Raw genomic sequence first — 9,053 nt, forward strand, 5'->3', positions numbered from 1 at the left:
GATCTTGGCGGAGATCAACCAACAGGATATGCCACCTCTTCAGCCTGCTTCCATACACCAGAAATCACCATAACTCCAGCTTCCCCAAAGATCGACTTAACCTGTGATAGATTTCCGATTGTCCGTCCTTCAACAGCCATTACACAGGTATTCTCTGAACGCGATTTGAGCTCCAATCCATATTCAGAAACCATGTAATCCATCAGGGCCCGGAATCATTCAGCACTGAACCAAGCCCGCGAGCGAGCAGAAGCCTCCACTGAAGGCACCAACCTATCCAGGCAACGCTCAAACCTGTCCATAATCCTCATCATTCACCTCCTTTCCACGGATCCTGACCGTCATGAAAACATCACCAAAACTTTCGCAAAACTAAACACACCCGTCATCCGCCTCTGATCCCCTGTCAAGGCGGCTTGCAAGGCCGTCGCCACAACTCAATTTTCAGCGCTGACAGGGAAGATGAATTCCATGACCGACCATTGGCATGATGTGTCCAAGCGACGTAACCGGCTGGGCCTGGCACTGGCCCTGGTGACAGCACCTGCAATGCTGCACGCGAACCCACTGATCATCTCCGAGTACGTGGAAGGCTCGGGCAACAACAAGGCCATTGAGGTGGCCAATGTCAGTGACAACAGGGTGGATCTGGCAAGCTGGGAACTCCAGGTCTTTTTCAACGGCAGCGACTCGCCCGGCCTCACGATCAACCTCAAAGGCAATGTTGGGCCCGGTAAGACGCATGTCTTCGCCTCCGGCAACGCCACCGACGCCGTGCTTGCTCAAGCCCAGCAGACCAGCAACGCCGGCCTTTTCAACGGTAATGACGCCGTGACCCTGCTTAACGGCGGCAGCCCGGTCGATCGCATAGGCCAGGTCGGCTTTAATCCGGGAACGGCATGGAAGCAGGATGGCATCAGCACCCGGGATGCGACACTGATCCGGCGGCCCGAAAGCCGGGAAGGCGATGCGGCGATTTTCTCCGCCTTTGATCCCAGCGAACGTTTTACCGCGCTTCCTCGAGACACCTTTGAGGACCTGGGTCGCTTCGGGGACAACGACAGCGGGGATGACGACGCCCCCGAGCTCGGCCAGTGCGGCGAGCCAGCCACACGGATCTCTGGCATCCAGGGTAACGGTGATACCTCGCCACTGGCCGGTGAAAGCGTGCGCGTTGAGGCTGTCGTCAGCGCCGTTATGCCCGGACTCGACGGTTTTTTCCTTGAGGAGGAAGCGCCGGACCGGGACGATGACCCTGCCACCTCCGAAGGCCTCTTTGTGTTCGCACCGGACAAGACCGTTGAGCAGGGTCAGCGCATCCGGCTGGCCGGCACCGCCAGCGAATTTTTCGGCAAGACCCAGGTCAGCGAACTGACAGGCCTGGTCCAGTGCGGTAGCGGCAGTCTCCCGGAGCCGGCAACACTGACGCTGCCAGTGGACGACATGAACGACTTTGAGTCATTGGAAAACCAGCGCGTGCGCCTGGACCAGACGCTGACGGTTACGGACACCTACAACCTCGGCCGGTTTGGCGAGGTGGGGCTCAGCGCCGGGCGGCTCTTCAACCCAACCCAGGTGGCCATGCCCGGCGATGCGGCCCAGTCAGTTGCCGAGCGGAACAAGCGAAGCCGGCTTGTACTGGACGACGCCAGCACGGCAGAGAATCCGGAGACGATTCCCTATCCCGCATCGGGGCTGAGCGCCAACAACACGCTGCGCCTGGGCGATACCACCGAGCAGGTCACGGGCGTGCTTGATTTCGGGTTTGACGCCTGGCGCATCCAGCCTCTGGAAACCCCCAGCTTTCTGACAACCAATGCCAGGGAACCGGCGCCAATTCGCGCGGATGACGTCAACCTCAGGGTCGCTGCCTTCAATGTCCTGAACTTCTTCAATGGCGACGGCCAGGGCGGCGGATTTCCCACAGCGCGTGGCGCGGACACGCCCGGTGAACTCCGGCGCCAGAAGGACAAGCTTGTGTCAGCCATTAACGCCATGGACGCGGACATCATCACCCTCATGGAGATCGAAAACGACGGCTACGGTGACAACAGCGCCATTGCCGACCTGACTGAGGCACTCGGAGAGGATTGGGCGTTCGTCGATCCCGGTCTCGACCAACTGGGGGATGATGCCATTGCCGTCGGCATCATCTACCGCGACGACCGCGTCGACCCGGTAGGCGAGGCAGCAACCCTGGCGAGCGGTGCCTTTTCAGACCGCAACCGCCAGCCGCTGGCGCAGACGTTCTCGCTCAGCGACGAGGACGAGGCCCTGACGGTCATTGTCAATCACTTCAAGTCCAAGGGCTGTGGCGACGCCGAGGGCGCCAATGCAGACCAGGGAGACGGCCAGGGCTGCTGGAATCCCCTGAGGACCGCTGCCGCCGAAGCCATTGCGGACTGGGCGACTAGCGGCCCCACCGGCACCGATGAGGCCGATGTCCTGGTCACCGGTGACCTCAACGCCTATGCCAGGGAAGACCCGATCAGGGCGCTCGAGTCCGCCGGCATGACCGATCTGGTACGCCAATCCCGCAACACCCCCACCTACTCCTTCGTGTTCAAGGGCGAAAGTGGCACTCTGGACTACGCACTGGCCAACAGCGCTCTCGAGGATCAGATAAGGGCCGCCCACGTCTGGCACAGCAATGCCGACGAGCCCCGTGCTCTGGACTACAACACCGAATTCAAGACCCCTGAGCAGAGGGCGGACCTGTTCAGCACGGCGCCCTGGCGCGCCTCGGATCACGACCCCATCCTGGTGGACCTCAAGCTTGCCTCCAGCGTGCCCGGTGACCTTAATGGCGACGGGCGTGTCACGGGCCGGGACCTGTCCTTGCTGACCCATGCGCTGTTCCGTGGCAAGGATGATGACCAGTTCGATATCAACGGGGACGGCCACGTCAACGTCCACGACCTCTGGGCATTGATCCGACGGTTCTGAGTCAGCCCCGCTTTCTGGTGGGACACAGGGAGGTGTCCCCTTTTCCGCCGCCCCGGCCTCTGCCATGCAGGCGGTTTAGAGCCCCCTGAACCAATTGCAGCGACCTACCACATCAGGTCATCGGGGATCTCGAACCCCGCGTAGGGATCTTCCTCGTCATGGTCCTCCTTAGCATGCTCATGGAGAACGACGACCACTGACTCGTCACGTTCCTGGATCTTGCGGGCGATGCCTTCCGGAACCACATCGTAGGCGCCTTCAAGGCAGACAACCGCCAACTGCCCCCGAGCCAGGGCCTCCACGGTCCGTTCGTCCACATACACCTTCTTGATCTTGCTGTTATGTACGAACTGGTAAGGGGTCTCACCGTCTTTCCGGTTCAAACGGTTGGATTCCACCAACTCGCGGATCTGCGCCTGAACCGCCCGCCGTTGCGCTTCCTCCTCGCGTTGGCGGTTCAGTTCCCGATCCTTGGCAGCCTGCTCTTCCCGTGCCTGCCGGGCCCGTTCACGGGTTTCGTTGACCGATTGCGTCCCCTTGGGCTGCTGCTTGCGCTGCTTCTGCTGCTGTTTCTTTTCCGTTTTAACAGCCTTGGCCTGTTTCTCATCGGCCAGTCCCTGTTTCAGCAATTGGTCCTGGAGTGACGGCATTCCTGGAGCTCCCCCTGTTGATTGGACGGAATGGGTGCGGCTCTCTGTCGCGATTGAACGAAATGGCGATCAGACAGGGCTCATTATGCCATGCTCACTGGCCGAGAATCAGGCTCGATCCCACTCAATCCGGTCAAGAGCCACGGAATGGAGCCGAAGGCGCAATGCAGTAGACGTCGCCGTGCCTGCACTTGTTAGGTCGGGTTGTTTTTCGAGATCAAAAGCATACCGCCCGCACCTATGAATGTGCCGCCAAACAGCTTTCCTATAACTCTGTATAGCGTGGAGTTGCCTATCGCTGTGAACGTTCGACGTACTGCAATTGCACAAATAAGTAAACATGAAAACGAAAGAAATATGAATGTTGATATCAGCAATAGGAATTGCGGTAACAAATGGGTATTAGGATCAATAAACTGCGGGAATAGTGCCGTTGTAAACAAAACTGCTTTTGGGTTTGAAAGAGCGACGGCAACTCCTTGAGCGTACAATGAAATCACACTTTTTTGATTACTAGCAGTTTTTGCGTTCAAAGGTGATAACCCCTTTCTCCACAAACTCACTCCCAAGTAAATGAGATACATGGCTCCAACAATCTTGACAGCAGTGAAAACCATTGGAGTATGCACAAGTAGTGAACCGACCCCAAGCACTGATAGTGTAGATAAAATGGCAAGCCCGGTGACATTGCCGGCAATAGTAAAAACGGTTTTTGCAACACCGAAACCAATGCTATGTGACGACACAAGCAACATCGCAGGACCGGGAATGGAAGTAGCTACTCCAGCTACTAAAACGAACGCGATCCAAACCTCGATATTCATGTATGCTCCAAAGTGTACGGCCTAACAGGTAATGAACGGAATTCGGCTTTACCAATATCCGTGATATTCTAGATCAGTCCACCATGCACTTCTCTCTGGTGCACTTTGAAACATCCCAAAAACAACATTTTAAACCCAAAATCAGTCCCTTCCTGTGCAATCGTTTTAACTCCTACTTTCGCACATCCAATACCACTGTATAAAGCGCCGGGTCTGCAGTTGAAAGCCAACAGCCTTCAACTCCCCTGCCCTTCAGCCGCACCCGAGCGCTGGTGCTTATCCAGCAACAACCGCAGCACCAGATGGGCCAGCTTCACTTCATTCTCCGGCGTTTCCATTGCCCGCTCCGCCATGCTCTGGTGCTCGTTCATGTCATCCAGCACCAGGTCCTGCAGCTTCTGCGGGAAGGAGCCGTGCATGATCTGGCTCGGGTCGTTGTTCAGCACCTGGTTCATCACCGATTCTTCGCGTTCCAGGCGGCCCGCAAGCCCTTGGGCGTAATGGAGCTGGTCCTTCTCGCTGATGTCGCTGCCGAAGATCTCGTTGAGTGACTCGATGATCTCGGAGAGGCGCTTGGTTTCTGGATCGTGGGCCTTACCTGAGCCCACGGAACTGACCGGCGTCAGGTTGTACTCGCCCTGTTCGTCACCCAGCTCCAGGTGGTTCTCGGCCTGCTTGGTCAGCCGATAATGGGTAAGTTCCAGTTCCGACACATCAATGTCCTCCTCAAGCCGCTCGATGCGCAGCATCGGGTGGAGCGCTTTAGCGAAGACACAGAGCTGCTCCAAATCCCGGTCGTCGTAGAACACGATCTGGGAGAGGAATTCATAGGCGCGCACAAAGCTTTGGAGGTCTTTACGGAAGGTATCGAGAGCGTCGCGTTGCTCGCCGGCTTGCTTGAGGTCGTGCTCGGCGCGTTTCTGGGCGCGTTCGTCGCCCTTTTGCTCGGCTTCCCGGGCCTGTTTTCGGGCTTCCTGCATCTGCTTCTGGGCGTCGTTGTAACGGACCTTGAAACGATCCCTGGCAGGCAAGCAAAAGTTGGTGAGGCGAGCTGACTGAGCCTTGGGATCGAAGAAGGCTTTGGCGAATGCCTCCACCTCGCTCCAGGTATAGATGTCGGACTCGTTGAGCTTGTCGAAGAGGTCGTAGACCACCTGGGCGTCAGAAACGTTGGCCAGCTCGGTCTGCTGGTAATAGGGCTCGAAGGCTTTCTGGATGTCCGAGGCGTCGTTGACGAAGTCCAGGATGAAGGTCTCCTTGCCCGGGAAGACGCGGTTCAGGCGGGACAGAGTTTGCACACATTCCACGCCCTGCAGCTTCTTGTCCACGTACATCGCGCAGAGCTTGGGCTGGTCGAAGCCGGTCTGGAATTTGTTGGCCACCAGCATCACGTTGTAATCGTCCGTGTCGAACGCCTCGGCGTGGTCTCGACCGTGCAGGTCCGGGTTGAGCAGCTTGCTGGTCTCGGCCACCGGCTCCGGAATCACATCATCGGCAGCCACCTCACCGGAGAACGCCACCAGCGGGAAGACATCCCGGTAGCCGTGTTCCTGGACGTACTGGCGCATCGCCAGCATGTAGCGCACCGCTTCCTGGCGGCTGGCGGTGACCACCATGGCCTTGGCCTGGCCGTCGAGCAGGTGGCGCACGTTGGCGCGGAAGTGCTCGACGATGACTTCCACCTTCTGGTTGATGTTGTACGGGTGCAGCCGCACCCAGCGCGCTAGTGTGGCCGAGGCTTTGCGGGATTCGACTTCCTCTTCATCCCCATGGGGATGCGCCAGCTTCCAGGCAACGTTGTAGGTCACGTAGTTCCTGAGCACATCCAGGATGAACCCTTCCTCGATGGCTTGGCGCATGGAGTACAGGTGGAACGGCTCCGGAAGGTTGTCCTCGCTGGCCGGTTCGTTGCGATTGGGCCGGCGCCCGAACAGCTCCAGCGTCTTGGCCTTGGGCGTGGCGGTGAAAGCGTAATAGCTCAACTGGGTGGGCGGCTTGCGCGAGGACACCGCCGCATCCAGCAGCTCCTCAGCACTGACCTCGCCTTCGTCGTCCTCATCACCACCGCCCAACAGGGCCTTCAGCTTGGTGGCCGAGGTGCCGGTCTGGGAGGAGTGGGCTTCGTCCGCGATGACCGCATAGCGGCCCTGGGCGAGCGTCTTGTCCTTCTCCAGGGCATCGTAGAGCGCCGGGAAGGTCTGGATGGTGACCACGATGATGCGCGTGCCCTTGCGAAGCGCATCCGCCAGCTGCTCGGACTTGCTCTGGGTGGTTTTCTCATCCCGGGTAATGGCCCGGACCATGCCCTCAGTGCGTTCGAACTGGCGGATGGTGTTCTGGAGCTGGCTGTCGAGCACCGTGCGGTCGGTGATGACGATGACCGAGTTGAACAGCTTGGCGTCGTTGTCGTCGTAGAGGCCGGCGAGCTGGTGCGCCGTCCAGGCAATAGAGTTGGACTTGCCGGAGCCGGCGCTGTGCTGGATCAGGTAACGCTCTCCGGCGCCCTCCTGGCGTGTCGTCTCGATGAGCTGGTTGACCACTTCCCACTGGTGATAGCGTGGAAAAATGAGGGCTTCTTTTGTCTGGATATTGCCGTGGAAGTCCTCTTCTTCCTTCTGCTCCAGGTGCAGGAAGCGCTGTAGGATCCGCAGCCAGGCATCCGGGGCGAAGACGTCGTTCCACAGATAGCCCGTGGCGTACTCGTTGGGATCAATCGGCGTCGGGTTACCCGCCGCCCCTTCCGGGGTGCCCTTGTCGAAGGGCAGAAAGCCCGTGTCCTTGCCGGCAAGCCGGGTCGTCATGGCCACCCGGTCCTGGCTGACGGCGAAGTGCACCAGCGCGCCGGTCTTGAACGCCAGCAGCGGCTCCACCTGCTTGTTGGTGGGCGCCTTCAGCGGCCGGTCGTGCTGGTACTGGCGTTTGGCCCGCTCCACGGACTGCTTGAACTCGCTCTTGAGCTCCAGTGTGGCTGTGGGGATGCCGTTGACGAACAGCACCAGATCCAGCCGGGGGCTGTAGTTCTCCCCGGCATGGGGCGAATAGGACACCTCCGGCACTACCCGCAGCCGATTGGCGTGGTAGCGCTGCTCGGACTCCGGGTTCATACCGTGGTCAGGCTTAAACGCGCAGGCCTCAATGTAGTGGCCGGGCAGGCGCACTGGATTGCGCAGGACGAAAAGCGTGCCTTTCTTGCGTCGTTCCCGGTCCACCGTCACGCACAGCTGGCGCTCCGGATCCCCGGGATAGGCCTTGGCGAACTTCTGCCAGCGATCCGGGTAGGCCTCCTTGAAGAAATCCACCAGATCCTGGGTGTAGAGCGCCAAATCCCGGTCATAGCCGTCCGCCGTGCCAGTCTGCCACCCCTGGGCGGTCATCTCGTTGATGATGTCCTTCTGGAACTGGTGCTCTCGTTCGTCGGCCATGACGCTACGCTTTGCCCTGTTTTATCGAATTGCTCCCACTGTAGACCATAAGCCGTATTCCTTGAATCGGGCTCAGGCTGGCGCTTCTTCGCTGGCGGTGGATTGCGGGAGGGTTTCGGAGACCGGCGGTTCCCAGTCGCGGACATCGATCTTGCCGGTTACTGCAGCAGAGATTAGAGCATTGCGCCGTTCGTACAGGGTCTCAACTAAAGACTCTGCTCTCTGATTCAAAGCATCGTAATAATCGATTTCATTTTCTAGAAAATAAGCTATGTTGTGTTGCTCCTTAAGAGGCGGCACCAAGAGAGTTTGGTCACGAATCCGTTCTTGACCTATATTCGGATCTTTACGCGAACTTTCCGCCCCTATCATCCAGTAAGGACGAATAAACTGCATGTAGTTATGTAGATATCGCTCAGATATCTTTTCATTCGGCAAAAATGCGCAGATAGCCTGATTTATGGCAGAGTCAAAAGTTAATAGACCATTCTTGCCAATCGTCCCATCCCCACCATACATAGCAATCAAGACAGATTTCTCTGGTACAACACGGCATGAAGTCTCCGAAATTGCCTTTTCTGTAACAGAGACCTCCCAGCTAGTAACGCGGTCGTTATTTAAATCCAGCGTCCGCAACCATGGGATATCTCCTCCATAAAAATCTTCCTGGTTTTCTGAGGGCGGTGTTCCACCGCTTGTGGTGGATAGGTACCATTTGACTTTTCCGATCCACCAATGTTCCGGAACCTCCCCAAGCCACTCCACCTCGGAATCCTTCATCGCCACATTCGGATCCAGCCCCTTGGTCACGGCATGGGAAATCACCGCCTGGCGCTTTTCCTTGAGCAGCTCGATCAGGCGTTGCTGTTCGGCGATCAGGGCGTCGATGCGGGCGGTTTGGTGGTCGAGGAAGCGGGCTATTTGGGTTTGTTCCTCATTTGAAGGAGGAATGGCCAAACTTAAATTCTCTACTTGCTCGGAAGATACCGCCTCGAAGGTGCTGCCAGTTGCAATAGAGTCAAAAGCTTGATCAGCTGAGGAGAGCGCCCAAGACAACAAACTCCTGCTCGTTTTCTGACCCGGTGAGATTGCACACAGGCCACGTCCAATTCCGTACTCTTGATCAGCGACATTTAACCCGGATTTCTCATGAGCATCCAGAAACCGGACTGCTGGCCGCGTAGCGGGCTGTTGGCTCAGCTCTCAATCCC

6 protein-coding genes are annotated in these 9,053 nt (G+C 58.1%); 2 read left to right on the forward strand and 4 right to left on the reverse strand.

Features of this window, described 5'->3' with window-relative positions; genetic code table 11:
* Together AC1RQI_RS15805 and AC1RQI_RS15810 are read left to right on the forward strand one after the other, a co-directional pair.
* Positions 1-198: hypothetical protein (locus AC1RQI_RS15805; RefSeq protein WP_481905577.1), on the forward strand; the 198-nt coding region annotated here is incomplete at its 5' end.
* Between the two features lie 273 nt (positions 199-471).
* Positions 472-2,946, forward strand: coding sequence for an ExeM/NucH family extracellular endonuclease (locus AC1RQI_RS15810; RefSeq protein ID WP_481905578.1), 2,475 nt, complete (start codon positions 472-474; stop codon positions 2,944-2,946).
* A 104-nt stretch (positions 2,947-3,050) separates the two neighbouring features.
* Here the strand turns inward: AC1RQI_RS15810 and AC1RQI_RS15815 are convergent, their stop codons facing one another.
* From AC1RQI_RS15815 to AC1RQI_RS15830, 4 genes are all read right to left on the reverse strand, one after another.
* The gene (locus tag AC1RQI_RS15815; RefSeq protein WP_481905579.1) at positions 3,051-3,596 is read right to left on the reverse strand and encodes a DUF2058 domain-containing protein; all 546 of its coding nucleotides are present in this window, start codon (positions 3,594-3,596) and stop codon (positions 3,051-3,053) included.
* A gap of 194 nt (positions 3,597-3,790) precedes the next feature.
* Positions 3,791-4,420, reverse strand: a complete 630-nt coding sequence (locus tag AC1RQI_RS15820) for a LysE family translocator (RefSeq protein ID WP_481905580.1) — start codon at positions 4,418-4,420, stop codon at positions 3,791-3,793.
* A 236-nt stretch (positions 4,421-4,656) separates the two neighbouring features.
* Positions 4,657-7,842: a type I restriction endonuclease subunit R gene (locus tag AC1RQI_RS15825; RefSeq protein WP_481905581.1), complete on the reverse strand. Its 3,186-nt coding sequence runs from the start codon at positions 7,840-7,842 to the stop codon at positions 4,657-4,659.
* Between the two features lie 72 nt (positions 7,843-7,914).
* The gene (locus AC1RQI_RS15830; protein WP_481905582.1) at positions 7,915-9,042 is read right to left on the reverse strand and encodes a restriction endonuclease subunit S; all 1,128 of its coding nucleotides are present in this window, start codon (positions 9,040-9,042) and stop codon (positions 7,915-7,917) included.
* Positions 9,043-9,053: the final 11 nt, after the last annotated feature.

This window comes from Salicola sp. AFF1 (genome assembly GCF_056783195.1).